The sequence below is a fragment of the Rathayibacter sp. AY1E6 genome, assembly GCF_002931115.1.
GTDB lineage: Bacteria > Actinomycetota > Actinomycetes > Actinomycetales > Microbacteriaceae > Rathayibacter.
In genome coordinates, this window is the sequence record NZ_PSVK01000003.1 from 281,190 (window position 1) to 306,943 (window position 25,754).

Here is a 25,754-nt window from a genome sequence, read left to right on the forward strand (position 1 = left end):
TGATGGCGATCCAGCACGAGGACGCGTTCGAGGTTGAGCTGTGTGAGTACCTCGCGGCACACGGGTGGGAGTACTCCACCGATGACGAGGGGTACGACACGGAGCGGGCACTGTTTCCCACCGACGTTTTCGCGTGGCTGGAGGCGACGCAGCCGGAGCAGCTCGACAAGCTGGTGAAGCCGGGTGCGAACGAGGCGTCCCAGGTGGTCGGGCGTAAGCAGATCCTCGATCGCATCGTCGCTGCGCAGACGAATGATCCGATGAACGGCGGCGGCACACTCAACGTGCTGAAGACGTCCGTCGGGGCATTGAACGCGAGGTTCTCGCTGTTTCAGACGCGGCCTGCGACTTCACTGAACTCGAAGACGGCCGAGCGCTTCGCGGCGAATCGTCTGCGGGTGATGCGTCAGGTCGTCTACTCGGGTAAGAACGGGAATCGTATCGATCTCGTCTTGTTCGTGAACGGTATACCGGTGTCGACGATCGAGTTGAAGACCGATTTGACGCAGGGCCTCGCCGCGGGGTTAAAGCAGTACGCCCAGGACCGGAAGCCGGAGGGTGAGCCTCTGCTGACCTTCGGTCGGGGTGCTCTCGTGCATTTCGTCGTCACGAACGAGGAGGTGCACATGACGACGAAGCTCGACGGGCCGAACACGCGCTTCCTCCCCTTCAACCGCGGCGCAGCGAACGGCGCGGGCAACACGGCTATTCCGGGGACGAGCCCAACGGCGTACTTCTGGAAGGAGATTCTCGAGCGGGGTACGTGGCTGGATCTTCTCGGGCGGTTTCTGCATTATCGGTTCGAGGAGAAGACCGACCCGATCGATGGGAAGAAGACGTACGCGAAGTCGCTGCGCTTCCCGCGGTATCACCAGTGGCGGGCCGTCACGAAGCTCGAGCGGTCCGTGCTGGAGGAGGGCCCTGGTCACAACTACCTGATCCAGCACTCCGCCGGCTCGGGGAAGACCGACTCCATCGCGTGGGCTGCGCACCGGATGGCGCAGCTGCACGACGCGACCGGTCAGAAGGTGTTCGACGGCGTCATCGTGGTCTCGGACCGGCAGGTCCTCGACGGGCAGCTGCAGCGTGCCGTCGAACAGCTCGAGACCACGTCGGGTGTGTTCCAGCCGATCACGCGCGGTGGGGATGCGTCGAAGTCCGCACAGCTCGCTGAGGCGTTGCTGGCGGGGAAGCAGATCATCGGGGTGACGTTGCAGACGTTCCCGCATGCGTTGACCACGATCGAGAAGCACGCGGGTCTTGCCGGTCGCCGTTACGCGGTTATCGCTGACGAGGCGCACTCCTCGCAGAGCGGCGAGGCTGCCGCCTCTCTGAAGCAGGTCCTCACCGCCGGCGTGGCCGATGCCGATGAGGCGGGGGCGGGGTCGGTGGATGTGGAGGACGTGCTCGCTGATGTGATGGCGCGAAAGGTCGGGGTGGGGACGATTTCGTTCCTGGCGTTTACGGCGACGCCGAAGGGGAAGACGGTTGAGTTGTTCGGCCGTGAGGACGAGACGGGCACCAAGCGCGCGTTCGATCTGTATTCGATGAAGCAGGCGATCGAGGAGGGCTTCATCCTCGACGTGCTGAAGAACTACCTCCCCTACGACCTCGCGTTCACCCTCGCCCACACCGACCGGGCTACTGGGGTGGATGTGGAGATCGACACGGTGAAGGCCAGCAGCGAGGTGATGCGGTGGGTGCGGTTGCACCCCACGAACATCGCGCAGAAGGTCGCCGTGATCGTCGAGCACTTCCGCACGAACGTCCGCAGCGAGCTCGGCGGCCGCGCGAAGGCGATGGTGGTCACCGGGTCTCGGAAGGAGGCCGTGCGTTACAAGCTCGCCATCGACGCCTACCTGAAGGACCACAAGCTCGACGGTCAGCTGGGGGCGCTCGTCGCGTTCTCCGGGTCGGTGCTGGATGCGGAGTCGGGGCCGAAGGACTTCACAGAGACGTCGATGAACGAGGGCCTGAAGGGGCGGTCGTTGGAGGCGGCGTTCGCGGGGGATGAGTTCCAGGTGATGATCGTCGCTAACAAGTTCCAGACCGGCTTCGACCAGCCCCTCCTGGTCGGCATGTACGTCGACAAGAAGCTCTCCGGCATCACGGCGGTGCAGACGCTGTCGCGGCTGAACCGGGTGATCCCGGGGAAGGAGAACACGTACGTCATCGACTTCGTCAACGACCCGGACCAGATCCTCGAAGCGTTCCAGACATACTACGAAGACGCCGAGCTGACCCAGCCGTCAGATCCGAACATCATTCACGACATGCTGGGCAAGCTGCGCAGCATGAGCATCATCGACCCCCACGACGTCGACGCCGTCGTCGACGCGTGGCTGACGAAGTCCAGCCACAACACCCTGTACTCGCACATCAAGGCATCCCGCGACGTGTTTTGGACCCGCTGGAACGACGCCGTTGACACCTCCAACGACCTCGAGAAGGGCCGCCTCGACGAGTTCCGTGGAACGATTTTCGCGTTCGTGCGGGCCTACGACTTCCTGTCGCAGATCATGGACTACGGCGACACCGACATCGAGAAGTGGGCCATCTTCCTCCGCGTCTACCGCCGCGTCATCGAGCGGCAAGACGCAGAACCGTCAGCGATCAACACCGACGACATCGTCCTCACCCACTACCGCCTCCGGAAACTCGAAGCTCAGAACCTCGGCCTGACCTCGGGGCAGACCGGGCAACTACCTGGCGTCACGGCGGCCGGGTCGGCTCAACCGCGGGAGGCGAAGTACGGGCTGCTGCAGGACGTGATCGACAAGATCAACGGCCTGTTCGCCGGCACCGACGTCGACGAAATCAACGGCGTCAGCGCTGCGGAGACGATCCTCCGGCACGTCGTCGACAACCCCAAGATCCAGGCCGAAGCGATGGCGAACACGCCCATCGACTTCGAAACGTCACCCACCATCGCCGCGCAACTCGAAGACGTCATCTATGCCTCCGCCGCTGGCCACAGCAACGCGATGAAAGCGCTGCTGCAGAAGAGCGACTTCGCATCAATCGCTGCTGTGCTCGTCGCCATGGGGCTGTATGAGAAGACGAGGAGCGAAGCAGAACGGGCGGCGGCTGCGGGCTGAATACTGCGACGCGGCTCTACTACGCTTCACCCGATTTGGTGGAGACGGTCGGAAGTCAGACATCCTTCCGGCGGCACAGCGGGCGCTCACGAGCGGTTACGGCGGGCCTGGCACCCCGTGTTACGCGATGGTCGAAAACGGCCTGCAAAATTGTAAGGTGGTCCCACTTCTGCCACTGTAGGAGGATGGCTGAACCAACACGACCCACGAAAACCGGCTCTGGAACGCCGTCCGCGTCTGCAAGCGTTACCATCTCACGTAAAGCCCTCGTTGTTGGTCTAGTCGTCGCGGTCGTGATCTTGGTAGGTTTGGCAATCGGGGTCGGATACGCCATCGGGAACGGGAATGGTCGCAGCGGGGTCGGGGTCGCAGCTGAGTCCGCACGACAAACGTCCTCCCCCGCGCGTACAGTAGCCCCCACTCGAGCGGCCAGCACGCCAACTCCGGCATCCGGCCCGGCCGTGACGGTCTTCCAGCTGGGAGACACTTTCACCACGGGCAATGTCACTCTCACGGTGAATTCCATGGAGGCTGTCGAGTCCATCGAGACGACCGAGGGGTCGCCTATTACTCCCGATTCTGGGGGGCAGTTATTCATACTCGGAATGACGTACAGCAACTCGAAGTCGCAGGCCGATCTTTCTTGTGGGAACACCGATCTTTACCTTCAGGCGTTCGATACTCTTGAGCGCGAGATGGCGCCGGTGTTCGAACTCAGCCGCGTCCCCGGCAATCCTGGTTGTAATGACCACTTGCTACAGGATACGCCGCACGAATGGAATTACATATTTCAAGCAATTTCAGGGGCTGAGCCTTACGCTCTCTCGGTTACCGAGACCGACAAGTATCTCGACCCGGTTTGGGTGAATCTGCAACAGTAGCAGTGAAATGACCATCTGATAATCAAGTGCGGTGCGGGCGGCGCCTCTTGAGGCGGATCGCGAGCGGCTACGAGTATTGGTGAAAGATCATCGAATGCGTCGAAGGCGGACCGACACCCTCGGCCCCAATCCGGCAGCCGAGCGGGCGCTGATCGCGGACTACCGTGCAGCGGTCGCCGGCGCCATCCCCGTGCTCGAGCTGAGTGTCGCTGAGGAGTGAAAGCGCGCCAATGATCCGACCGCTTGCCACGACTCCCGCATCGAAACAACCGTGGCTTTCGATGACAATGGTCGAGCGCAGTCGGCGGAACCAGCGGCAGCTGAAGCCGCCTGAGCTGCCCTTGCGTAGGAGTGGCGAGCCGACCAGGTCGGTGGTCCCTCCGTTGCCGCGGCGGATAACGAGCAGACTCAGTCTCAGCGCGACGTCACCGAAGCTCAGCTTGTGATCGCGGAGGCCCAACTCCAAGTTACGCCATAGCCGTACCCTTTCATGGGCGCCTGAAATTCGAGCTTGGTGTAACCGCTTTCGAGCTTAATCTCTGAACCCACCGCGGCTAACGTTGGCCAGTCACCAGCGGGAGCCACCACGCGATTCACGTGAAGCGGACGCGAATTATCGTCAAATTGTATGGCAAGCGAGAAGGTCGGCGTAGGTGCATTCGGGCTCCAACCTATAAAGGAGGGCATTCGCTCTGCGGACTTGCGAACTCGTCGAATGAATTTGACGGTGCGTCTTTGTCCCACCGCTAGCGCGCTTTCTAGTTCAACACGGTAGGTGATTGCGCCTGTGGCACCCACCGTAGGCCCCTCCTTCAGGGTTCCGCCAGCAAGAATTTCGAGCTCCACCTCCTCGGGGCGCGGCCAAAAGAAGCTGATCGGGATAGAGGCAGTTCCTGCGACGATTGCGACTAGAGTAAATTCCTCGTGCCACTGTAGGGCAAAACCACCATTCTCGATGCGGCAAAAGACCTGCTGGTCCTCGATTATGGAGCGGCGCAGAGCACCGACATCTGATACCAGACTGATTGTTTCAGCCGCTATGGCGCGCTCGTTTATTGCGTCAATAGCGGAGTCGAGCATGCTAAACAGCTGATCTGCCGAATCAGCGGGTACGACTACGGCGGATCGAGTGTCAATGAGCCGTTGTGCCGCTGGTGTCGGCGTTCCCACTCCTACCCAGTAAGTGGGGTAGGTCGATTCCGTAGCTAAAAGGAGATTGTAGAGAGCCTTGTCCCATGTTGCAGACCACCCCGATATCACCAAACCGCTATTAGCAAACAGTGCGCCCAGTGTTGCGAGAAGTTTAGGCGAGTAGCTGCTGAGCTCTTTCTCTGTGTTCTTCGCGGCTAAGTCGAGGTAGTCGCCATTGATTTTTAGTAATGCCGGTGTTCTATCGCGAAGTGCCAGTCCATCAGTCTCGAGGTGAGTCGAGACTCGCGCTCGTACGTTCCACTTCGCGAAAGAATTTTCAAATAAGCGGTCAAAATTCGTAGTGACAATGTACTGAATGGAATCCTTAGCTACCATTCGTGCAACTGCCTCATGCGCGATTGAAGGCCGGTGCAGGCCGCTGCCGACGCTGGGCTCGAAATAGGATCTTAAAATATCTCTGCGCGCTAGTGGGGATGGTGAGATTGCCGCTAGCAATGAAGAGTAGTTGAGGGATTCCCCGCGTTGTGAGATCCACCATTCCTCACGCTCACTCGTATCGAGTTCGATCCCATTAGCTTGAGCGATGCGGCCGATTAGGTCGATCATTACGTCCCAGCCCGTGGGAAGTCCGGCGCCACGTGAAACGCCTGCACCTGCCAATAACGCATAAGAGCCCGGTGAACTTTGCATTGCCACGGCGAGCTGAGCGAAGCTGAGGCTCGCGGACAGATCGATCATGATGCGTCCCTCTCGAACAGGGGCAAGTTAGGTGCCAAGTACAAGGCTGGCTGTTCGAGCACTGTCTTGACAAGAGCGGAGCTGCAGTTACGTGCGGATGACAGCAAGTTTTGGTTCCCTGCCCCCCTGCAGGCACTGCTGGCGTTCCGCACCTTTAAGCGAGTCGCCGAAAAGTGAGGGCATGTCAGGGTTCTGGCGTATCAACACGAGCATGCGCGCCGAGACCGTACGCAGCCTCGGGCTCGGGCAGCTATATTTAAGCATCGCAGAGCGACCGAAGCATCATTTCGAGGACGCGTACACCAGCGGAAGAACAAGTTCGGGCCGCTCGGCGAGTTTCATTGCTGCTGCTCATCGTCGGTGGCGTCGGGGTCCTTGTAGCTGGATTGGTTCGCCTGGTCGGCTCGACCTTGCGTACCGCGAGCCACCTGATCCGTGCTGTTTCAAGCATCGCTCTCTGCTCGACTCGAAAGTGACCGCTGAACGCGCGGTGGTTAAGGTGTCTTTGGTGTCACACTGATCACATGAGTGCATGGCGCGATTACCAAGAGGCGACAGCAAACGTGTTTCGAGACCTTGGCTTCGAGGCAGATACCGATCAGACGCTGCAGGGCGTGCGTACGACCCACGCTGTCGACGTCGTTGCGCGATACAAGCACGTCGGATTGCAGTTGACGTGGCTGATCGAATGCAAGCATTGGAAACATCCAGTCAACAAACTTCACATCCTCGCGTTACGGACAATTGTCGAAGACACTGGTTCGGATAAAGGTATCGTCATGGCCGAAAAGGGCTTTCAAAGTGGAGCGGTCGAGGCTACCGTCAAAAGTAATGTAACGACTATGTCTCTAGATAACCTGCGAGAAGCCGCCTCTGAAGCGCTATTGAAGCGCCGACTTGCTTATTTGCCGGCGAGAACTGCAGCCGCTAATGCCCGCTATTGGAAGATACCGAAGTCTATTCGCGAAGATACAGGCTTACGCCCAGATGGCCCCGCAAACGGATATAGCGGCGCGACTATCGTCCGAACTGTATCAGATCTTGTTTACAGTGCGATGGCAATGCAGTTTCCGCCGAGAATGACGTTCATAACTCTGTCAATTCGTGACCTGCGCCAGGCTGTCGAGGTCGCGGAGTACCTTATCTCAGATCTTGAAAGTCGGTTGAGCAAAGTGGAAGCTGATAGAGGTGTTGGACATCCTGGGAAGCCTGTCGGGCGTGGCAAAGATGAGGATGAAGACGTTGATGTAAGCGATGCAGAACTTATGTGGCAACTTAGTCTTCTCTTGGAAACTTCACCCTCAGAGGTAGCCCGTCAGCTGCAAGGCCCTGATCGCCCTGTAGATTGAAAGGAGGTTCTCTTTAGAGCTTCACGACACCGGTCACGGTCATCCGTCTCGACGCTGATAACACAGATAGTGTCGAGCCTCCCGAGGATGACTAGGGTAGGCATGACCTCCCTAGGGCCTTAAGCTTGTTCCTCAGCGAGCGCTTGGTGGCTCCCGACCTCACTTCCGCCGATTCAGCACCTTCGTCCCTACCCCCGAGATCGCCGCACCCACGATCGGCGCCACCAGGAACACCCACACCTGCCCGAGCGCATCCGGCCCCGCGAACACTGCCGCGGCGATGGACCGTGCCGGGTTCACCGACGTGTTGCTCACCGGGATGCTGATCAGGTGCACGAGCGTCAGCGTGAAGCCGATGGCGAGCGGCGCGACGGCCTTGTACTCGCTCTTGGCGGTGACGGAGAGGATGACGGCGACGAAGACGGCGGTCAGGACGATCTCGGTCAGCAGGACCGCGCCGAGGCCGAAGCCGCCGGGGGAGGCGGCGCCGTAGCCGTTGGAGGCGAAGCCGGAGTCGCGGGCGGCGGCGAGGTAGCCGGCGGGGCCGTCGGCGGCGACGAGGAAGACCATTCCGGCTCCGATGAGCCCGCCGAGGATCTGGCTGATGATGTAGCCGGGGATGTGCTTCCACTCGGTGCGGCCGGCGATGGCGAGGCCGACGCTGACGGCGGGATTGAAGTGGCCGCCGGAGATGTGGCCGACGGCGTAGATGCCGGCCATCACGGTGAGGCCGAAGGCGAGGGCGACACCGAGGAAGCCGACTCCGAGCGCGTTGCCGGAGTCGGGGAAGGCGGAGGCGAACACCGCGGTGCCGACGCCGCCGGCGACCAGGAGGAAGGTGCCGAACGCCTCCGACGCGTAGCGCGCTCCGGCCGAGTACTGCTCGGCGTGCTCGGTGCGCTGCTCGCTCGTGGTGCGGCTGGCGGTGTGGGGGCGGGCCATGATCGTTCTCTTCTCTCGGGTCGGGGGAGTGCCTGCGGGGTCACCGGGCACCGGGACACTCCAGCACCAGGCGGACGCGCCGGAGCCGGGACGCGGAGGGCTCTCAGATTCCGCCATACGACGGTTCCGTGAGCGGCCTGGAGCCACTCGCTCGGCGGCCATCCCGGGGGCCCGTGCACAGGCGTCCGACACCGTAGCGACCGGCCGACGCGTGCACGTCCCAGCAGCGGGGACAGGCGGGAAACAGGCTCCAGATGGCACACGCACCGCCTCGTCCACCTCCCTCTTCTCCTCCGCCCTCCTCCCTGCTACGTGCTCTGAACCGGTTTACAAAACCGGTTCAGACGCGGCGACGAGCGAAGGAGCTCCCATGGCGGGCAGACCGACGATCCTCGACGTCGCGCGCGAGGCCGGCGTGAGCAAGGCGCTCGTCTCCTTCGCTCTCAACGACCGGCCGGGCGTCTCGCCCGACTCCCGCGAGCGGATCCTCCGCGTCGCCGCCGAGCTCGGCTATCGGCCCAGCCTCGCGGCCCGCTCCCTCTCCACCAGCGTCTCGTTCGCGGTGGGCCTCGTGGTGGCGCGCGACCCGGCGGTCATCGCGGCCGACCCGTTCTTCCCCTCCTTCATCTCGGGGGTCGAGCGGGTGCTCGCCGAGCGCGGCCGGGTGCTGGTGCTCAGCGTCGTCGACCCGGGCGCCTCCGAGGAGGCCGTCTACCGCACGCTCGCGGCTGACCGCCGCGTCGACGGCGTGTTCCTCACCGACCTCCGGCAGGACGACTCCCGACCGGCGCTGCTCGCCGAGCTGCAGATCCCGGCCGTCACGCTCGGGCGGCTGGAGGGCTCCTCCTCACCCGCCGTCGTGATGGACGACTCCGCGGGCATCGCCGACGCCGTCCGGCACCTGGCGGAGCTCGGCCACCGCCGCATCGCCCACGTCGCCGGGCCGGACCACCTGCTCCACTCCTCCCGCCGCCGTGAGGCCTTCACGCGGGCCTGCACCGATGCGGGGCTCGAGCCCACCGCGCTCGTCGCCACCGACTTCAGTGCGGAGCAGGGCGCGGCGGCCACGGAGCGCCTCCTCGACAGCCCGACCCCGCCCACCGCGATCGTCTTCGGCAACGACCCGATGGCCATCGCCGGCCTCGGTGTCGCGCACGCCCGCGGGCTCCGGCTCCCCGACGACCTCTCGATCACGGGCTTCGACGACTCCGAGATCGCCGCCCACGTCTACCCGTCGCTGACCTCGGCCCGCACGCGCCCCGCGCACTGGGGCGAGGAGGCTGCCCGCACGCTGCTCGACCTCATCGAGTCCGGCAGCGCCCCCGACGTCGACCTCGAGCCCGCCGGGCTCGTGGTGCGCCACTCGACCGCTCCTCCGCGGCCGTCGACCCACTGAAGACGCGTGCGCACCGTCGCGCACGCCGGACAAGGAGAACACCATGGCCCCCTCGACGACGAGACGCTGGCTGACCGGGATCGCCACCGCCTCCCTCGCGACCCTCGCCCTCACCGCCTGCAGTGGCGGCGGCGGCGGAGCGTCGACCGACCTCACCGCCACCGGCCCGATCACCATCTGGTACTCGAACAACGAGCAGGAGGTGCAGTGGGGCAAGGCGATGGTCGACGCGTGGAACGCCGACCACCCGGACGAGGAGATCACCGGGCAGGAGATCCCCGCGGGCAAGAGCAGCGAGGAGGTCATCGGAGCCGCGATCACGGCCGGCAACGCGCCGTGCCTCGTCTTCAACACGGCCCCCAGCGCGGTCGGCCAGTTCGAGCGCCAGGGCGGACTCGTCGACCTCTCGAGCTTCGACGGCGGCGCGGACTACATCGAGACCCGCAGCGGCGACCTCGCCGAGCAGTACCAGAACGCCGACGGCGAGTACTTCCAGATGCCGTGGAAGAGCAACCCGGTCGTCATCTTCTACAACAAGGACCTCTTCGCGAAGGCGGGCCTCGACCCCGAGAACCCGTCGCTGTCGACCTACGACGACTTCCTCGCGACGTCGAAGACGCTGGTCGAGTCGGGTGCCGCGCCCGCCGCGATCCAGCCCGCGCCCACCAGCGAGTTCTTCCAGACCCAGTTCGACTTCATGCCGCTCTACGCCGCGGCCACCGGAGGGACGAGCCTCGTCGAGGACGGCACGGCCACCTTCGCCCCGGCCACACCACCTACCGGCTCGATGAGGAGCCGACCCTGGTGATGCCGTGGACCTACGCCGACGCCCGCGACGGCGGCACCTTCGAGCGCGTCGGCGGCGGTCGCCTCGATCCGGCAACCGGCGACTACGAGCAGGGCGCGTTCAACACCGACGACATCTCGCGCGCCGCGGTCGTCTACCTCCGCCACTGGCAGCAGACCGGCTCGACCGAGAGCCGCGAGAAGGCCTTCGAGACGCTCCGCGCCCTCGCCTACTTCCAGACCACCGAGGGCGACGACGCCGGGAACGTGGTGCTCTGGATGCAGACCGACGGGGAGCTGAACGCGAGCGCCGAGCCGGTCGAGCTGCCGGATCCGAGCGACTCCGAGGACAGCTACTGGCTCGCCCGCACCCTCTGGGCGCTCGGCGAGGGCTACGCGGCGTTCCGCGACACGGATCCGGAGTTCGCCGCCTTCCTGCAGGAGCGGCTGCGCCTCGGCGTCGCGGCGGTCGACCGCGAGGTGCTCACCCGCTACGGCGAGTACGCCCAGGCCGACGGCGCGCAGGTTCCGGCCTGGCTGATCGTCGACGGCGCCGACGCCACCTCGGAGGCGCTGCTCGGCCTGTCCGCCTACCTTGAGGCCGCTCCCGACGACTCCGCGGTGCGCACGAGCACGGCCCAGCTCGCCGAGGGCGTCGCCGCCTACGCCCGCACCACGACGACGGAGGCGGACACCACCGCCTGGCCGTACGGCGCGATCCTCCCGTGGACGAAGTCGCGCACGCTCTGGCACTCCTGGTCGTCGCAGATGGCCGGGGGACTCGCCGCCTCGTCCGCGGCGCTCGACGACTCCTCGCTCCTCGAGCCCGCGATCGTCGACGGAGCCCGCTTCGCTCCGGAGCTGCTCACCGCCGGCGGCCCCGACAACGGCTGGAACCCCACTCCGACCGACCGCGTGCAGATCGCCTACGGAGCCGACTCCCGCCTGCAGAACTCGCTCGCCCTGGCCGACGCCACCGGCTCCAGCGCCTTCACCGACCTCGCGGCCGTGCAGGGCGCCTGGTTCTTCGGCCTGAACCGCAGCCTCGGCCCGGTCTACGACCCGGCCACCGGAGTCGTCTTCGACGGCGTCCAGGCCGACGGGTCCGTCAACCGCAACAGCGGCGCCGAGAGCACCATCCACGGCCTGCTGGCGATGCTGGCGCTCGACGAGCACCCGGACGTCGCCGACCGTGCCCGCTCCGTCGCCACCGAGCGCTCGCGCGACGGACTGACGCTGGTCGAGGCGGAGAGTGCGCGCGGCGGCACCGTCGTCACGCCCGAGTCGTCCTGGACGGGGGAGGCCGGCTGGAGCGGCTCGTACCTCTCGCTGACCGACCCGCGCCGCGCGGTGTCGATCCCGATCGGTCCGTCCACGCAGGACCGCGTGGTGGAGGCGGTCATCGACCAGCCGCAGCGCGGCACGGAGCGCACGCCCCTGAGCGTCTGGACGTCGGGCTCGCGCCCGCTCGACCTGCTCCGCTCGACGGTCGGGTCGCAGGGGGTCACCGAGGCAGCGGGCGCGCTGCTCCCGCAGAAGCTCCGCCGCACCGTGCCGGCCGGCTCGTCGAGCGTCGAGGTCCGCCCGCTGAGCGGCGAGACGCGCCTCGACGCCCTGCTGGTGCGCCCGCTGGTCACGCGCCTCGTGGTCGGAGGAGAGGGCGGGCGCACCGAGCTGATCCGCAACTCCACCGACGGCGTGCGCACCACGGCGATCGGCGTCTCGGACGGCTCCGGCACTCTGCGCGTCTACTCGCAGGACGGCGCGCTCGTGAGCGAGACGACGCCGTCCGGAGAGGTCTCCGTGCAGCTGCCCGCGCAGGGCTTCGCGGTGCTGGTGGGCTGAGGGCGGCCCTGCTGGTCGAGTAGCCGCTACTCGATCGGCAGAGGGCGGTGAGTCCACGGAAGTCGCGGTACTCGCGTTCGAGTACCGCGACTTCTGCGTTCTCGCGGGGCGAGGGCGGTGGGGAGGCGCGCGGCTGGGCGGGGACCATCAAGTGGATGAGAGCGCTCTCTCGAAAACGCTTGACCTCTCCGCGGGGGCGTGCGTAAGCTCGCCGCACACCTCGTGAGAGCGCTCTCACATACGCGGAACAGCACGCGTGAGAGCGCTCGCAGGGGTGCCCCACCACCATCACGAAGGAGTGACCGTGCCCTATTCACGACGCACCAGGATCGCCGCGGCGATCGCCGGCGCCTCGGCCCTCGCCCTGATCGTCACCGGATGCTCGTCGGGATCCGACGCCTCCGAGGGCGGCGAGATCGAGCTGACCGTCACCACGTTCAACGCCATGGGCTTCGACGAGCTCTACGGCGAGTACGAGGACGCCAACCCGGGTATCACCATCGTCCCGAACAACATCGACACCGGCGGCAACGCGCGGACCGACGCGTTCACCAAGCTCGCCGCCGGCTCCGGGCTCGCCGACGTCGTCGCCATCGAGGAGGGCTGGCTCGGCTCCGTCATGGAGGTCTCGGACCAGTTCGTCGACCTGCGCGACCACGGCATCGAGGACCGCAAGGCCGACTGGGTCGACTGGAAGTACGAGCAGGCGACCGACCCCGAGGGACGCGTCATCGGCTACGGCACCGACATCGGACCCGAGGGCCTCTGCTACAACACGGCCGCCTTCGAGGCCGCCGGCATGCCCACCGACCGCGCCGCCGTCGCAGAGATGCTCGGCGGACCGGACGCGACCTGGGACGACTACTTCGCCGCCGGCCAGAAGTACCACGACGCCACCGGCAAGGCGTGGTTCGACCACTCCGGATTCGTGTGGAACGCCATGGTCAACCAGCTGCCCGAGGGGTACTACACCTCCGACGGCGAGCTGAACGTCGAGGGCAACCCGGAGCTCGAGGAGCGCTGGGGTCAGCTGACCGACGCCACCGCCTCCGGCCTCTCGGCCGCGCAGAAGGCGTGGGACTGGAACAAAGGCAAGTCGTTCACCGACCAGACCTTCGCCACCTTCGTCTGCCCGGGCTGGATGTTCGGCACGCTGAAGAGCAACGTCGAGGCCGGCGGCGGGAACGCCGAGGCCACCGGCTGGGACTTCGCCGACGTCTTCCCCGGCGGCCCCGCCAACTGGGGCGGCTCGTTCCTCTCGGTTCCGACCCAGTCGAAGCACCCCGCCGAGGCCGCCGCGCTGGCGTCGTGGCTCAGCGAGCCGGAGCAGCAGCTGAAGGCGTTCGAGGCGGCCGGACCGTTCCCGAGCACCCTCGACGCGCAGAAGGAGCTCGCCTCCGCGGCCGCTCCCGACCCCGGCATGAACGACTCCCCGACCGGCGCGATCCTCGCGCAGCGCGCCGAGGGCGTCGTCGCCCAGTACAAGGGCCCGGACGACTCGCTGATCCAGGAGAACGTCTTCGGACCGGTCCTGCAGAAGGTCGACCGCGGCGAGATCGACGGCAAGGAGGGCTGGAACGAGGCGCTCCAGCTCCTCGGCGAGCTCGTCGACTGATCCGGTCTGGCCGACGCCCGGGGGCTGACCCCTCCGAGCCGACGCCCAACCGACACGGGAGGTCCGGCCGCCACCGGACCTCCCGGTCCCCGTGCGGCCGGGCCGCCCGCATCCCGGGCCGCCTCACCGCACCCCTCCGACTCCGACTCGACCTCGAAGAGAGCGCCATGACGAGCACACTCACCCCGCCGGCCACGGCGACGCCCCCCGCGGGGAAGCGGCGCCCGGCGCCCCGACTCCCGCTGACCTTCCGCCAGCGCGCGAGCCGCTTCGACGTGAAGGCCTCGCCCTACCTCTACATCTCGCCGTTCTTCCTGCTCTTCGCGCTCACCGGAGCGTTCCCGCTGGTCTACACGCTCGTCGTGTCGCTCTACGACTGGCAGCTGCTGCAGGGCCAGGGCGACTTCGTCGGGTTCGCGAACTTCGCGGCCGTGCTCGGCGACCGCTTCTTCTGGAACTCGATCGTCAACACGCTGAGCATCTTCCTGCTCTCCACGATCCCGCAGCTCGCCGTCGCGCTGCTGCTCGCGGCCGCCCTCGACCAGGCGCTGCGGGCCAGCACCTTCTGGCGGATGAGCGTCCTGCTGCCGTACATCGTCTCGCCGGTCGCGGTCGCGCTGATCTTCTCGAGCGTCTTCAGCGACCAGGAGGGCCTGATCAACAATCTGATCGGCCTCGTGGGCATCAGCCCGATCGAGTGGACGAACGACCGCCTCGCCAGCCACGTCGCGATCGCGACGATGGTCAACTGGCGCTGGACCGGCTACAACGCCCTCATCCTCCTCGCCGCCATGCAGGCCGTGCCGCGCGAGCTGCACGAGTCGGCCGCGATCGACGGGGCGAACGCGTTCCGCCGCTTCCGCTCGATCACGATCCCCAGCATCCGGCCGACCCTGATCTTCGTGATCATCACCGCCACCATCGGCGGCCTGCAGATCTTCGCGGAGCCGCGCCTGTTCGACGTGTCGAACGCGGGCGGCATCGGCGGCTCGGACCGGCAGTTCCAGACCACCGTCCTCTACCTCTGGGAGATGGCGTTCTTCCGCCAGAACTTCGGCGAGGCGGCCGCGATCGCGTGGCTGCTGTTCCTCCTGATCGTGCTGATCGGCCTGCTGAACTTCGCGATCTCGCGGCGGATCGCCTCCGTCGAGAACCGGATCTCGCAGCGCTCGAAGCGGCGCTCCGCCCGCCCCGCGACCGCCGACGAGATCGCCGCCGCGGACCCCCTCCTCACCACCACCGGCCTCGGCCAGAACGAGAGCGAGCGATGACCGCCCCCGCCACCTCCGCCGCCTTCCCGGTGCGCCGCGTCCGCGCCTCCCGCGCAGGCCGCGTCGACCGGCCCGGCTTCCTCACCTACGGACTGCTGAGCGCCTTCATCCTCGGCTCGACCTACCCGCTGTGGTGGTCGTTCGTCGTGGCGAGCGGCTCGAACGCGACCCGCAGCGAGACCCTGCCGCTCGTCCCCGGCGGCAACTTCCTCGCCAACGCCTCGCAGGTGCTGACCGCGATCCCGTTCTGGACGGCGCTGCTGAACAGCGTCATCGTCTCGGGGATCATCACGCTCTCGGTCGTGTCGTTCTCGACGCTCGCCGGCTACGCCTTCGCGAAGCTGCGGTTCCGCGGGCGCGACGGCCTGATGATCGGAGTGGTCGCGACCATGGCGATCCCGACGCAGCTGGGCATCATCCCGCTGTTCATCCTGATGCGGCAGCTCGGCTGGACGGGCTCGCTCGGCGCCGTGATCGTGCCGACGCTGGTCACCGCGTTCGGCGTCTTCTTCATGCGGCAGTACCTGGTCGACGTGATCCCGGACGAGCTGATCGAGGCGGCGCGCGTGGACGGAGCGAACCAGTTCCGGACGTTCCTCACCGTCGCCGTCCCGGCGGCGCGACCGGCGATGGCGATCCTCGGGCTCTTCACGTTCATGATGGCGTGGACCGACTTCCTCTGGCCGCTGATCGTCCTCAGCCCCACGAACCCGACCCTGCAGACCGCGCTCGCGCAGCTGCAGTCGGGCTACTACGTCGACTACTCGATCGTGCTGGCCGGCGCCGTGCTCTCGGTGATCCCGCTGCTGGTGTTGTTCCTGCTCGCCGGACGCCAGCTCATCGCGGGCATCATGAGCGGAGCGGTGAAGGGCTGAGGCCCGGAGACTCCCGCGGGACCGGGTCGGGGGACATCGGACCGCGGGACGGGGGCCTCGGGCCCGGGGCCGTGGTGCTCCGGGTCCGGGGGTCGGGGGCTGCGGGGAGGGATCGGGCAGTGCACTGGGCGGCCGGTGGGTTCGCGACCCGGCCGGTCGTCGTGCTCGGAGCATCCCGACCACTGCCGCGCAGGATCCCGCCGATCACGCCCCGTTCGGGTCTCCTGGCCCGACCTGCCGCCGCCTAGGCTGGCGCGGAGGAGGCGACATGGAGCCGAAGGACCCGCGCGACGAGGACCCCTCGAGCGGGCCGGCGCAGCCGCGTCCGGGGGACGGGCCGACGCCGTCCGAGCAGGCGCTGCGCGCCATCCGCGATGTCGCGAACGGGGCGGACCCGACGAGCGAGGCGTTCCGGCTGTCGAACGACTTCACCGACCGGCAGGCCGAACGGCTCCGGAGCCTTCTCGCGCGCTTCCGCCGCGGGCGCTGACCGTCACGGGGGCGGCCCGCTGCCGGCGGCGGGCGATCGATCGCTGCGCGCCGGTCGTGTCGGCCATCGCCGAGGCGGCGCCCCCGACCGCGCTACGCCACCCCGGACGGTCGCGATCCGCGCCCTCTCACGCCGCGGACTCGCTCCATCGGCCCGGTCCGGCGGCCCGCATCACCCCCGAATGGCCGCGATCCGCGCCCCTTCGCGCCGAGGACGCCCTCCACGGTCCCGCTCCTCCGGCGCTCGGCTAGCCTCGGAGGCACCCGCGAGGAAGGCCTGCATGACCCACGACACCGCCTCGGCCGCCCCGACCCTCGAAGCCGTCGCCGCGCTGGCCGGAGTCTCCCGCGCGACGGTCAGCCGGGTCGTCAACGACTCCCCGCGCGTGAAGGACGGCGCCCGGACGGCCGTGCTCGCCGCGATCGAGCAGCTCGGCTACGTGCCCAACCGCGCCGCGCGCTCCCTCGCCAGCCGCCGCACGCAGACCGTCGCGCTCGTGGTGCCGGAGTCGGCGGCGAAGGTGTTCGCGGATCCGTTCCTCGCCTCGGTGGTGCAGGGGGCCGCGATGGCCTTCGCCGGCACCGAGTACACGCTCACCATCGTGATCGCATCCGAGGCGGCGCCCGAGAAGACGCGGCGCTACCTGCTCGGCGGCAACGTCGACGGCGCGCTCGTCGTCTCGCACCACAGCGGCGACCACTCCTACGCGCAGCTCGGCGCCTCGCTCCCCGTGGTCTTCGGCGGGCGGCCGCTGACGGAGGAGGGCGGCAGCTACTTCGTCGACGTCGACAACACCGGAGCGGCGCGCACGGTCACCGAGCACCTCCTGGGCCTCGGCCGCACGGCCCCCGCGATGATCGCGAGCCGCCAGGACATGCCCGCCGCGATCGACCGCCTGTCGGGCTGGCGCTCGGCCGTCACCGCCGCGGGGCTCGACGACTCGCTCGTCGAGTACGGCGACTACTCGCCCGAGGACGGCGCGACCGCGATGCGCCGCCTGCTCGACTCCGGGCGGCCGATCGACGCGGTCTTCGCCTCCAACGACCAGATGGCGGCGGGCGCCCTGACGGCGCTGCGCGAGCGCGGCCTCACGGTGCCGGGCGACATCGCGCTCGCGGGCTTCGACGGCGACTACTTCGCCGAGGCGAGCGAGCCGCGCCTCACCACGGTGCGCCAGCCCTCCACAGGCCTCGGCGAGGCGATGGCGGACGTGCTGGTGCGACTCCTGGCGGGCGAGGAGGTGCAGCGCGTGACGCTGCTGCCGACCGAGCTGCTGGTGCGCGGCTCCACGGTCGCGGGTGCGTGACCCTGCGCTGAGTGCGCTGACCCGTTCGCTGAGTCGCCCGGAGCGGCTCCCCGCTGCGGTGTGTCGCGAGCCGATCCGGGCGACTCAGCGCGGGACGGGCTCGTCGGGGATGTCGAGCAGGTGGAAGGGACCCCGGGGGAGCGGGCCTGTGCTCCACAGCGCGACGACGGCCCAGCCGAGGTCGGCGTGCGCGACGGCGCCCTCGGGCAGGGTCCGGGTGAAGAGCGCGTAGTCGATCCCGTCGAGGGGGAGGGCGCTCAGGTCCCACGCGGGCCGGTCGGCGGCCAGCTGCTGGGCCCGGGCCTCCGCTGCCACCATCGCGGCTCGCGTCCGGTCCCCGGGCAGACCGGCGGGGATCGCCGAGAGGAGGAGCGAGCCGATCGCGAGCGCGGCCGTCGCGACGGGATCGGTGACCACTCCGTGCACCGAGCCGCGCGGCCCGAGGCGGACACCGGTCAGCCGCAGCGTCCGGACCGAGTACGAGCCGCCGTCCCGCTCGGCGCGGACCGAGAGGTCATCGACCGGCCCGTCGTTCGTCCGCCCGCTCCCGTCGACGGACCACGGATCGGAGACGGGGACCAGCGCGCGCATGCCCTCATCCGACTCCCTGCTGCGCCGCCGGTCAAGAGGCGCAGGGCCAGGACCGCCGCTGAGCTGCCCGCATCGGCTGGCAGGTCCGGCGTGTCGCGAGCAGATCCAGGCACCTCAGTGCGGAGGCGTGAAGGCCCGCAGGCGCTGCTCAGAACTCCTCGTAGTTGTAGGGCTCAGGGTCCTCGTCGATCACGGGGCGCGCGATCGTGGCGCGGTTGCTCTTGATGCGGGAGCGGATGTCCTCGACGGCGGCCTCGACGGCGCCGGTGGTCGACTCCTCGTCCTTGATGGAGACCTCGACGGGGACGGCGACGAGCTCGCTGCTCGCGTCGAGCGTCATCTTCGCCTCGATGAGCTCGCCGTCCTCGGTGAACGCCGGGACCGTGACCGCTTCGGAGTGCTCCTGGCGGTCGATCGCGGTCACCAGGTCGAGGAGGGCCTCGGTCACGGCGTCGGTCGTCACGAAGCTCTTGGAGGCGTAGGTCAGCTGCTGCATGCCTCCACTCTCCCGAACGGGAGCGCCCCTCGCGCGGGGTTGCGCCTCGTCGGCCCAGCCCGTAGCGGAGGGGGTGCACGACCGGCGCGGGCGTGAGGAGTCAACCCTCTAGGCCGCGATCCGCGCGTCCGCTTCCCTGGTGGCGGGGCCTCGGGAGGAGGCGCGGGGGTCTCGGGATCCCGGGGCCCCGGCACTCGATCGGGAGGGGACCGGATGCGGCGGAGCGGCCGGGGACTCCGCGGCGACCGGGCGTTCCAGGGCGCCTTCCTGATCGGAGTCGGCCTCATGGCGGCCGTCGACGAGATCGTCTTCCACCAGATCCTCGCCTGGCACCACTTCTACGACCGCTCCACTCCGGCGATCGGCCTGCTCTCGGACGGGCTGCTGCACGCGGCCGAGCTCCTCGCGCTCGTCGGCGGCGGCTTCCTGCTCGCCGACGCCCGGCGCCGATCCGCTCTGCGTCCGCGCACGGCGTGGGCCGCGGGGCTCACGGGGGCGGGACTGTTCCAGCTGTGGGACGGAGTCGTCGACCACAAGCTGCTCCGCGTGCACCAGGTCCGCTACGACGTCGACCTGCTCCTCTACGACTCCGCCTGGATCGCCTCGGGAGCGGTGCTGCTCGCGGCGGGGCTGCTCCTCCTGCCGCGGCGACGGCGCGCGACGGCGTGACCCCGCACGCCGACCACTCCCTGCTCGACCCGGGCCTGCTGCTCCTGGTCCCGCTGGCCGCAGCGGCGGCGCTCGGAGGGGGTGCGGCGGCACTCGAGCGGCGGCGCGGACGGCCGTGGCCGCTGCACCGCACCGCCCTGCTCCTCGGCGGGCTCGCGACCGCGGCGCTCTGCTTGGCGGGTCCGCTCGCGGAGTGGTCGCACGCGGATCCGCGCGGGGCGATGCTGACGCACCTGGTCCTCGGGATGCTCGCGCCGCTCCTCCTGGTGCTCTCGGCCCCCGTCACCCTGGCCCTGCGGGCGCTCGACGTCACCGCGGCCCGGCGGCTCTCGCGGCTGCTCCGGAGCCGCCCGGCCCGTCTCCTCGCCCACCCCGTGACGGCGCTCCTGCTCTCGACGGGCTCCCTCTGGCTCGTGCACGCGACCGGACTGCTCGCCGCCGCGCACGCCGATCCGCTGCTGCACCTCGCGCTCAGCGTGCACTTCCTCCTCAGCGGCTGCCTGATGACGGCGGCGCTCGCCGGAGTCGATCCGAACCCGCACCGCGCCCCGTTCGGCCTGCGCCTGGGGGTGCTCGGAGCGTGCATCGCCGCGCACGGGCTGCTCGCGACCGTGCTCTACGCGGAGGCTCCGGACGAGACCGGACGCCAGGCGGCGCTCCTGCTGTTCTACGGAGGCGACCTGCTCGAGACGGCGCTCGCCGTGGTCGTCTGCGCCCGGCGCTACGCGGCGACGGCGCCCCGGCAACCCCCTCCGCCGAGCGCGCCCTGCTCCCTACGCTCGGACGCATGCTCCTCATCTTCGGGACCCGAGCCGTCGAGGACCTCCTCCGGACGCTCGTCTTCGTCTGCCGCGTCTGCGGGCAGCGCGACGAGCAGCGGATCCTCCGCCGCCGGACGCGCCTCTCGCTCTTCTTCGTCCCCGTCCTGACCGTCTCGACCCGCTACCTGCTCGAGTGCTCGCACTGCCGCACAGTGTCCCCGATCAGCAAGGAGGAGGCGCAGGGCTCCGTCCGCTGGGCCGGCAACTCCGACCAGTGACCGCCCCGAGCGGGAGGCTCCCGCGGTGCGCTCAGCGCACCGGAGCCGGCACCGCCGCGGGACGCGCGGCGACCGCGGCCGCGCGCCGCGTCGCCCAGTTGTTGAGCAGCAGCGCCGTCACGACGATGGCCGCGCCGAGCAGGGCGACGGGCCCCGGCCGGTAGCCGCCCGCCATGCTGATCGCGAAGGTCGTGACCGGGACGAGGTTCTGGAAGAGCGTGCCGTTGACGGCGCCGAGCAGCTTGATGCCGGCGTTCCACAGCAGCACGGCGACGACGCCGGCCAGGAGGATCAGGTAGGCCAGCTGCGGCCAGGCCGCGAGCACCTCGGCCCCGGTCGGCGGGTGCGCGGAGCCGGTGGCCGTCGCCACGGCGACCGCGACGGCGATCGAGGGGCAGCCGAGCGCGGTGGTGAGCGTCGAGTACCGCAGCGCCGACCAGCCGGGGAACGCCGCGGCTCCGCGCGTGTAGACGACCCAGCAGATCGCGCCGAGCAGGGCGAGCAGCTCGCCGAACCCCAGCTCGCCGTCGAGGAGGAGGGCGACGTCGCCGCGAGTGACGACGAGCGCGACTCCGGCGAGCGCGAGCAGGATGCAGCCGACGGTGGCGGCCGGCGGCAGGCGACGCGCTCCGATGCTCGCGAGCACCGCGCCGATCGCGGGCATCATCCCCATCATCAGGCTGACGTTCGGGGCCGAGGTGAACCGCAGAGCCGTGAAGGCGAGCAGGCCGAAGCCGGCGAATCCGGAGGCGCCGAGCAGCGCCAGCCGCCACCCGCGGCCGTCGAGCCGGAAGGCGCGGAGCCCCTCCGCCCGGGCGAGCAGCAGGGCGAGGACGACCGCGGCGGCCGTGTAGCGGATGAGGGTCATGAAGAAGGAGTCGACCGTCGCCGCGATGCTGTCCGCGACCGGGAGCATGCCGCCCCAGAGGATCGGCGGGATCAGGCAGAAGAGCAGACCTCGCGACCGCATGGCGCCCCTGACCCGTCGGGTGCGGCCGCCCCGGGCGGGGGCCGTCGCTCGATGGTGGACCCCGGCGGCTCGACGCACAAGAGCGCCGCCGACCCCCGAACGGCCCGCCGCGGGGCCGAGCGGAGAGGGGGGCGCCGGGTGTGGAGGAGGCTCGGCGAGCCGACTGACCTGGTACGACGAAAACGACGGAGCCGCAAGGACCTTGCATGGCCCCTTTAGGGTGACAAAATTCACTTGCTTCCATCATCTCCGTGCCCCTAGGTTGATCGCAGCACCCCCCGATGCTGTCCTCTGTCAGGTCCTGCTCCGATCCCCCCGTCGGACGCCGTTCCTCACTCGGGTCGCGCCCACCCCGGCGACGACCTCCGTTCCGCGCGGGCGCACATCGGCCCCCGGCCGCGGAGAGGAACAGTCATGACGACACAGCCCGGCCACGGCGCGGACGAGCCGACGGCTCCCCGTCGCCGGGCGACCTGGGAGGCGCACGACGAGACGGCCTCGCGCCCGCTCTCGGGACGCCGTGCCGCCCGCTCCGGGCGCGAACGGGTCTCCGCACCGCGCCGCCTCGCGTCCGCGACGCCTGCCGGAGCGGTGACGGTTCCCGCCGCCCCGACCGCGGTGCTGGAGCGTTCGGCCGCCCCGTCCGCGGTGGTCGAGCGACCGGTGGTGCCGACCGCTGTCCTGGAGCGTCGGGCTGCGCCGACCGCGCTTCCGGCCGCGACGGCCGCTGCCCTGGAGCATCCGGCCACCGCGACCGCCGTCCCGGAGCGTCCGTCCGCCGCGACCGCGCTCCTGGAGCCCCCGGCCGCCCCGACCGCGCTCCTGGAGCGCCCGGCCGCCCCGACCGCGCTGCTCGAGCGTCCGCCGGCCCCCACTGCAGTCCTCGAGCGCACCGTGCTCCCCGCCGTCGACGCCGACCGGCTCCCTCCGGCATCCACCCCGATCGCCGGCACGCGCCCCCGCAGCGGCCGCCGCGCTTCGTCGCGCATCGGCGACCTGGTCGCCGCCCTCCCCGCCCACAACGAGGAGGCCGGGATCGCCGCGGCGATCGAGGGCCTGCGCCGGCAGACCTGGCCGCCGGACCGGATCGTCGTCATCGCCGACAACTGCACCGACGCCACGGTCGAGATCGCTCTCGCGCACGGCGCCGAGGTGTTCGTCACCGTCGGGAACAGCCACAAGAAGGCGGGCGGCCTGAACCAGTTCCTCGCCGAGGTCCTCCCGGGGTTGCAGGACGACGACCTGGTGCTCGTGCAGGACGCCGACTCCGCGCTCGACCCCGGGTTCCTCGAGATCGCCCGCGGCAGGCTGCACGGCGGCATCGGCGCGGTCGGAGGAGTGTTCCGCGGCGGCGAGGGCGGCGGCTTCGTCGGCCACCTCCAGCGCAACGAGTACGCGCGCTACGCCCGCGACGTGCGCCGGCTGAACGGGAAGTGCCTCGTCGTCACGGGCACCGCGGCCGTGCTCCAGGTCGCCGTGATGCGCCGCATCAGCGCGGCCCGCCTGGCCGGCTCCCTCCCCTCCGGAGACGGCATCGGCGGCATCTACGACACCACCGTCCTCACCGAGGACAACGAGCTCACGTTCGCGATCCGCCACCTCGGCTACGACGTGCTGAGCCCCGCCGGCTGCACCCTCGTCACCGAGGTCATGCCGACCTGGGGAGACCTCTGGCGTCAGCGCCTGCGCTGGAAGCGCGGAGCGGTCGAGAACTGCGTGCAGTACGGCTTCACGCGGGTCACGGCTCCCTACTGGGGGCGCCAGCTGCTCACGATGCTCGGCTGCATCATCACCTACGTCTACCTGGCCACGATCGTCTACGCCGTCGGCTGGGGCGAGCTGAGCCTCCAGCCGTTCTGGCTGGCCGTCACCGCGATCTTCGTCGTCGAGCGGATCGTGACGGTCCGCGACCGCGGCTGGCGGTACATGCTCGCCGCCGCGTCGATGTACGAGCTCGTCGTCGACCTGTTCCTGCAGGTCGTCCACACCAAGGCCTACCTGGATGCGCTGACACGCCGTCGGCGCGACTGGTGAAACAGAGAGAGAGACATGTACAACCACATCGGAACAGCCGCCGGAGCCGGAGTCGGTGCCGGAACGCTCGCCATGACCGGGTTCGACTCGGTCTGGCTGGCACTCGCGGCCTTCGCCCTCATCGCTGCGGGGACCGCCGTCCTGCGCATCGCTCCTCGCCGCAAGCGCGAGGTCTGAGACACGGTGGCGGGCGGGGGACAGCCCGCGCCCGTCACCGTCCCACGACCGCCGTCGCCGCGGAGGTCCGGCTCGCGGTGGTGTACCCGGTCTTCGTCCCGGTGACGGTCAGCGTGATCCGCTTCCCCGCCTGAGCCTTCGTGAGCGTGAACCGCGGCGACGTCGCTCCCGCGATGGCCGCGCCGTCCGCCTTCCACCGGTAGGTGAGGTTGACGGGGGTCGGCGTCCACGGACCCGGGGCTGCCGTGAGCACCGCTCCGACCCGGGCCGTGCCCGTGACGGTCGGCGTCGCGGCGCCGAGGGTGCCGGCGGCGACCGGTGCGGTCGGCTGCGAGGTCGTCGGGCCGGAGCCGTCGGCGGCGCTCACCGTCACGGTCACCCGCTTGCCGACCGCGGAGGAGGGGACCACGAGATCCGGACCCGTCACTCCCGCGATGTCGACGCCTCCCGCCGCCCAGCGATGCACGAGCGGTCCCGTCCGGCCGGCGGAGGAGGACAGGGTCGCGCCCACCGCGGCGGTCCCGACGACGACCGGAGCCGGCGCCGCGTCGGACCGGTAGACCGCGACGTGGTCGACGAGCATCGTCCCGCCGGAGCTCTTCGGAGCGGCTGCACTGTCGCACCCGCACACGCCGTTCGGCAGCCCGCCCCCGATGGCGAGGTTCAGGATCAGCAGCACGTCGTTCGGGACCGCGGCCTGCCACGCGGCCGTCCCCACCTCCGACTCCCGCACCACGTGCCGGGTGACGCCGTCGACGAGGAACTCCACGCGCTCGTCGCCGGGCACGGTCCGGTCGAGCAGGGCGGAGTAGCGGTGGAACCCCGTCACGCAGGACGCGCAGTCCAGCATCCCGCTCGTCCGGCCGGCGGGCTCGTCGCAGGGGCCGCCGTCCGGCACTCCGCAGTGCAGCGTCTGGATCACCTGGGCGGTGCCGTTGACGGCCTCGAGCATGTCGAACTCGCCGGTCGCCGGCCAGTCGATGACGGCGTTCGCGTCCCGCCCGAGAGCCCAGAAGGCGGGCCAGTAGCCGGTGGCCTGCGCGACGTCCGGCAGCTGGATCGAGGCGGTCATCAGCAGTCGGCCGCCCGCCGGCGCCGAGAACGACTTGTCGGCGGTGACGATCCGCCCGGAGGTCCAGGCTCCGGCGGAGTCGCGGAGGGCGCGGATTCCCAGAGCGCCGCCGCCCGTGAGGAAGACGTTCGCCGTCGACGCGGTCGTCCGGTCGACCGCCCCGGTGCCCCAGGTGCCGACCTCGTGCTCCCACTGGCTCCCGACCGGCGCGCCCGCCGGCCCGGTGAAGTCGTCGCGCAGGAGCGTGGTCCAGCCCGGGGCGTCGGCGGGTGCCGCCGTGACGGCCTGGCCGGCGGACGAGGCGGTCGGAGTCGTGGACGCCGGTGCGAGGGCGGCGACCGCCTGCGGGGGTGTCGCCGCCAGCACTCCGAGGCACAGGGCTGCGAGGGCGAGGGCGAGTCGCGGCCGGTCGAGGAGTCGTGAAGGCATGGCGAGTCCTCTGCGTCGAAGGGGCGCGCAGCTGCACGCGCCTCGACGCTAGTGAGGAGTACTCGCTCTCCCCCCACCCTCCAGGCGGGGTGATCTCCGGCACGAAAGCTCACGACCGGGCTCGGCCGGGCCGGGTCCAGGGTGCTGGCAGAGGGGCGGCCGCCGTCGCCTCCGATCGCCCGTTCGAAGGAGAACACCATGCACCGTCGTCTCACGGCCACGCTCGCCGCGATCGCCCTCGCCCTCGGAGGGGCCGTCGCCGTCGCTACCCCCGCCTCCGCCGGGCAGCTCGTCTACCGGAACGGCGGCCCGGGCAACTGCTACGAGGTCCGCTCGCAGCGCGACTCCCTGGGTCGCGCGCAGGTCACGGTGTGGTGGCACTGCGACCAGGCGAGCAACGTCAAGGTCATCTGGAGGAACGGCCCGGACAGCGGCTGCAACAAGATGAGCGTCATCAACCGCAAGTTCAGCGACAGCTCGGGAGTCGCGTCCCGCTTCGACCGCCTCGTCTCCTGCTGACCCGGACGGGCTGC

General features: G+C 69.3%; 24 protein-coding genes. 18 read left to right on the plus strand and 6 right to left on the minus strand.

The window, feature by feature from the left end:
- Window positions 1-2 precede the first annotated feature (2 nt).
- The 3 genes from C5C46_RS04800 to C5C46_RS17200 all read left to right on the plus strand — a co-directional run bounded on the left by C5C46_RS04800 (window position 3) and on the right by C5C46_RS17200 (window position 4,199).
- Window positions 3-3,098 (plus strand): type I restriction endonuclease subunit R, encoded by a 3,096-nt coding sequence (locus C5C46_RS04800; protein WP_104225827.1) that lies wholly within the window; start codon window positions 3-5, stop codon window positions 3,096-3,098.
- A 461-nt stretch (window positions 3,099-3,559) separates the two neighbouring features.
- Window positions 3,560-3,979, plus strand: coding sequence for a hypothetical protein (locus C5C46_RS04805; protein WP_104225828.1), 420 nt, complete (start codon window positions 3,560-3,562; stop codon window positions 3,977-3,979).
- Between the two features lie 94 nt (window positions 3,980-4,073).
- On the plus strand, window positions 4,074-4,199 hold the full coding sequence (locus C5C46_RS17200) for a hypothetical protein (RefSeq protein WP_258059332.1): 126 nt from the start codon (window positions 4,074-4,076) through the stop codon (window positions 4,197-4,199).
- A 215-nt stretch (window positions 4,200-4,414) separates the two neighbouring features.
- On the opposite strand, the gene C5C46_RS16545 is transcribed toward C5C46_RS17200, so the two are convergent.
- Window positions 4,415-5,869: an SIR2 family protein gene (locus C5C46_RS16545; RefSeq protein WP_146078937.1), complete on the minus strand. Its 1,455-nt coding sequence runs from the start codon at window positions 5,867-5,869 to the stop codon at window positions 4,415-4,417.
- A 524-nt stretch (window positions 5,870-6,393) separates the two neighbouring features.
- Between C5C46_RS16545 and C5C46_RS04815 the strand changes: the two genes are divergently transcribed.
- Entirely contained in the window at window positions 6,394-7,218 is an 825-nt protein-coding gene (locus C5C46_RS04815; protein ID WP_104225830.1) for a restriction endonuclease, read from the plus strand.
- Window positions 7,219-7,377: 159 nt separating this feature from the next.
- Here C5C46_RS04815 and aqpZ read toward each other — a convergent pair whose 3' ends face one another.
- The gene (gene aqpZ, locus C5C46_RS04820; protein WP_104225831.1) at window positions 7,378-8,160 is read right to left on the minus strand and encodes an aquaporin Z; all 783 of its coding nucleotides are present in this window, start codon (window positions 8,158-8,160) and stop codon (window positions 7,378-7,380) included.
- Between the two features lie 370 nt (window positions 8,161-8,530).
- Here aqpZ and C5C46_RS04825 point away from each other — a divergent pair, with 370 nt between their 5' ends.
- From C5C46_RS04825 to C5C46_RS04860, 8 genes are all read left to right on the plus strand, one after another.
- The gene (locus tag C5C46_RS04825) at window positions 8,531-9,556 is read left to right on the plus strand and encodes a LacI family DNA-binding transcriptional regulator (RefSeq protein ID WP_104225832.1); all 1,026 of its coding nucleotides are present in this window, start codon (window positions 8,531-8,533) and stop codon (window positions 9,554-9,556) included.
- 43 nt (window positions 9,557-9,599) lie between these two features.
- Window positions 9,600-10,364 carry an ABC transporter substrate-binding protein gene (locus C5C46_RS04830; protein WP_104225833.1) on the plus strand — a complete coding sequence of 255 codons (765 nt, stop codon included), beginning with the start codon at window positions 9,600-9,602 and terminating at the stop codon, window positions 10,362-10,364.
- Complete coding sequence (locus C5C46_RS04835; RefSeq protein ID WP_104225834.1) at window positions 10,361-12,187, plus strand: hypothetical protein; 1,827 nt, start codon at window positions 10,361-10,363, stop codon at window positions 12,185-12,187. The genes C5C46_RS04830 and C5C46_RS04835 overlap by 4 nt, the downstream gene beginning before the upstream one ends.
- Before the next feature lie 304 nt (window positions 12,188-12,491).
- Window positions 12,492-13,802, plus strand: a complete 1,311-nt coding sequence (locus tag C5C46_RS04840; protein ID WP_104224001.1) for an ABC transporter substrate-binding protein — start codon at window positions 12,492-12,494, stop codon at window positions 13,800-13,802.
- Window positions 13,803-13,969: 167 nt separating this feature from the next.
- The gene (locus tag C5C46_RS04845; protein WP_104225835.1) at window positions 13,970-15,073 is read left to right on the plus strand and encodes a carbohydrate ABC transporter permease; all 1,104 of its coding nucleotides are present in this window, start codon (window positions 13,970-13,972) and stop codon (window positions 15,071-15,073) included.
- On the plus strand, window positions 15,070-15,948 hold the full coding sequence (locus C5C46_RS04850) for a carbohydrate ABC transporter permease (RefSeq protein WP_104223961.1): 879 nt from the start codon (window positions 15,070-15,072) through the stop codon (window positions 15,946-15,948). Before C5C46_RS04845 ends, C5C46_RS04850 begins: the two co-directional genes overlap by 4 nt.
- A 268-nt stretch (window positions 15,949-16,216) precedes the next feature.
- Entirely contained in the window at window positions 16,217-16,438 is a 222-nt protein-coding gene (locus tag C5C46_RS04855) for a hypothetical protein (RefSeq protein ID WP_104225836.1), read from the plus strand.
- A 280-nt stretch (window positions 16,439-16,718) separates the two neighbouring features.
- Window positions 16,719-17,744: a LacI family DNA-binding transcriptional regulator gene (locus C5C46_RS04860; RefSeq protein ID WP_104223963.1), complete on the plus strand. Its 1,026-nt coding sequence runs from the start codon at window positions 16,719-16,721 to the stop codon at window positions 17,742-17,744.
- 84 nt (window positions 17,745-17,828) lie between these two features.
- Here the strand turns inward: C5C46_RS04860 and C5C46_RS04865 are convergent, their stop codons facing one another.
- Window positions 17,829-18,335: a hypothetical protein gene (locus C5C46_RS04865; RefSeq protein ID WP_104223964.1), complete on the minus strand. Its 507-nt coding sequence runs from the start codon at window positions 18,333-18,335 to the stop codon at window positions 17,829-17,831.
- A 148-nt stretch (window positions 18,336-18,483) separates the two neighbouring features.
- On the minus strand, window positions 18,484-18,831 hold the full coding sequence (locus C5C46_RS04870; protein WP_104223965.1) for a hypothetical protein: 348 nt from the start codon (window positions 18,829-18,831) through the stop codon (window positions 18,484-18,486).
- Window positions 18,832-19,044: 213 nt separating this feature from the next.
- On the opposite strand from C5C46_RS04870, the gene C5C46_RS04875 reads away from it, so the two are divergent.
- From C5C46_RS04875 to C5C46_RS17415, 3 genes are read left to right on the plus strand one after another with little or no spacing between them, the layout of a single operon-like run.
- Window positions 19,045-19,500: a DUF2243 domain-containing protein gene (locus tag C5C46_RS04875; RefSeq protein WP_104223966.1), complete on the plus strand. Its 456-nt coding sequence runs from the start codon at window positions 19,045-19,047 to the stop codon at window positions 19,498-19,500.
- On the plus strand, window positions 19,497-20,429 hold the full coding sequence (locus tag C5C46_RS04880; protein WP_104225837.1) for a cytochrome c oxidase assembly protein: 933 nt from the start codon (window positions 19,497-19,499) through the stop codon (window positions 20,427-20,429). Before C5C46_RS04875 ends, C5C46_RS04880 begins: the two co-directional genes overlap by 4 nt.
- Window positions 20,381-20,539, plus strand: coding sequence for a hypothetical protein (locus C5C46_RS17415; RefSeq protein WP_374953052.1), 159 nt, complete (start codon window positions 20,381-20,383; stop codon window positions 20,537-20,539). Before C5C46_RS04880 ends, C5C46_RS17415 begins: the two co-directional genes overlap by 49 nt.
- 31 nt (window positions 20,540-20,570) lie before the next feature.
- On the opposite strand, the gene C5C46_RS04890 is transcribed toward C5C46_RS17415, so the two are convergent.
- A complete protein-coding gene (locus C5C46_RS04890; RefSeq protein WP_104225839.1) occupies window positions 20,571-21,509 on the minus strand; it encodes a DMT family transporter in 939 nt (312 codons plus the stop codon).
- Between the two features lie 414 nt (window positions 21,510-21,923).
- Between C5C46_RS04890 and C5C46_RS04895 the strand changes: the two genes are divergently transcribed.
- Both C5C46_RS04895 and C5C46_RS16775 read left to right on the plus strand, forming a co-directional pair.
- Entirely contained in the window at window positions 21,924-23,543 is a 1,620-nt protein-coding gene (locus tag C5C46_RS04895) for a glycosyltransferase family 2 protein (protein ID WP_258059333.1), read from the plus strand.
- A gap of 15 nt (window positions 23,544-23,558) precedes the next feature.
- On the plus strand, window positions 23,559-23,720 hold the full coding sequence (locus C5C46_RS16775; RefSeq protein ID WP_167305255.1) for a hypothetical protein: 162 nt from the start codon (window positions 23,559-23,561) through the stop codon (window positions 23,718-23,720).
- A 34-nt stretch (window positions 23,721-23,754) separates the two neighbouring features.
- On the opposite strand, the gene C5C46_RS04900 is transcribed toward C5C46_RS16775, so the two are convergent.
- Window positions 23,755-25,221, minus strand: coding sequence for a family 16 glycosylhydrolase (locus tag C5C46_RS04900; RefSeq protein ID WP_104225840.1), 1,467 nt, complete (start codon window positions 25,219-25,221; stop codon window positions 23,755-23,757).
- A 198-nt stretch (window positions 25,222-25,419) separates the two neighbouring features.
- Between C5C46_RS04900 and C5C46_RS04905 the strand changes: the two genes are divergently transcribed.
- Window positions 25,420-25,740 (plus strand): hypothetical protein, encoded by a 321-nt coding sequence (locus C5C46_RS04905; RefSeq protein ID WP_104225841.1) that lies wholly within the window; start codon window positions 25,420-25,422, stop codon window positions 25,738-25,740.
- The last annotated feature ends 14 nt before the right edge of the window (window positions 25,741-25,754 follow it).

Bases quoted from the DNA above. Each gene is read 5' to 3' on its own strand.
- C5C46_RS04800 (WP_104225827.1), top strand. From the start codon at position 3: ATGGCGATCCAGCACGAGGACGCGTTCGAGGTTGAGCTGTGTGAGTAC.
- C5C46_RS17200 (WP_258059332.1), top strand. From the start codon at position 4,074: ATGCGTCGAAGGCGGACCGACACCCTCGGCCCCAATCCGGCAGCCGAG.
- C5C46_RS16545 (WP_146078937.1), bottom strand. From the start codon at position 5,869: ATGATCGATCTGTCCGCGAGCCTCAGCTTCGCTCAGCTCGCCGTGGCA.
- C5C46_RS04815 (WP_104225830.1), top strand. From the start codon at position 6,394: ATGAGTGCATGGCGCGATTACCAAGAGGCGACAGCAAACGTGTTTCGA.
- aqpZ (WP_104225831.1), bottom strand. From the start codon at position 8,160: ATGGCCCGCCCCCACACCGCCAGCCGCACCACGAGCGAGCAGCGCACC.
- C5C46_RS04825 (WP_104225832.1), top strand. From the start codon at position 8,531: ATGGCGGGCAGACCGACGATCCTCGACGTCGCGCGCGAGGCCGGCGTG.
- C5C46_RS04830 (WP_104225833.1), top strand. From the start codon at position 9,600: ATGGCCCCCTCGACGACGAGACGCTGGCTGACCGGGATCGCCACCGCC.
- C5C46_RS04845 (WP_104225835.1), top strand. From the start codon at position 13,970: ATGACGAGCACACTCACCCCGCCGGCCACGGCGACGCCCCCCGCGGGG.
- C5C46_RS04850 (WP_104223961.1), top strand. From the start codon at position 15,070: ATGACCGCCCCCGCCACCTCCGCCGCCTTCCCGGTGCGCCGCGTCCGC.
- C5C46_RS04855 (WP_104225836.1), top strand. From the start codon at position 16,217: ATGGAGCCGAAGGACCCGCGCGACGAGGACCCCTCGAGCGGGCCGGCG.
- C5C46_RS04860 (WP_104223963.1), top strand. From the start codon at position 16,719: ATGACCCACGACACCGCCTCGGCCGCCCCGACCCTCGAAGCCGTCGCC.
- C5C46_RS04865 (WP_104223964.1), bottom strand. From the start codon at position 18,335: ATGCGCGCGCTGGTCCCCGTCTCCGATCCGTGGTCCGTCGACGGGAGC.
- C5C46_RS04870 (WP_104223965.1), bottom strand. From the start codon at position 18,831: ATGCAGCAGCTGACCTACGCCTCCAAGAGCTTCGTGACGACCGACGCC.
- C5C46_RS04875 (WP_104223966.1), top strand. From the start codon at position 19,045: ATGCGGCGGAGCGGCCGGGGACTCCGCGGCGACCGGGCGTTCCAGGGC.
- C5C46_RS04890 (WP_104225839.1), bottom strand. From the start codon at position 21,509: ATGCGGTCGCGAGGTCTGCTCTTCTGCCTGATCCCGCCGATCCTCTGG.
- C5C46_RS04895 (WP_258059333.1), top strand. From the start codon at position 21,924: ATGACGACACAGCCCGGCCACGGCGCGGACGAGCCGACGGCTCCCCGT.
- C5C46_RS16775 (WP_167305255.1), top strand. From the start codon at position 23,559: ATGTACAACCACATCGGAACAGCCGCCGGAGCCGGAGTCGGTGCCGGA.
- C5C46_RS04900 (WP_104225840.1), bottom strand. From the start codon at position 25,221: ATGCCTTCACGACTCCTCGACCGGCCGCGACTCGCCCTCGCCCTCGCA.
- C5C46_RS04905 (WP_104225841.1), top strand. From the start codon at position 25,420: ATGCACCGTCGTCTCACGGCCACGCTCGCCGCGATCGCCCTCGCCCTC.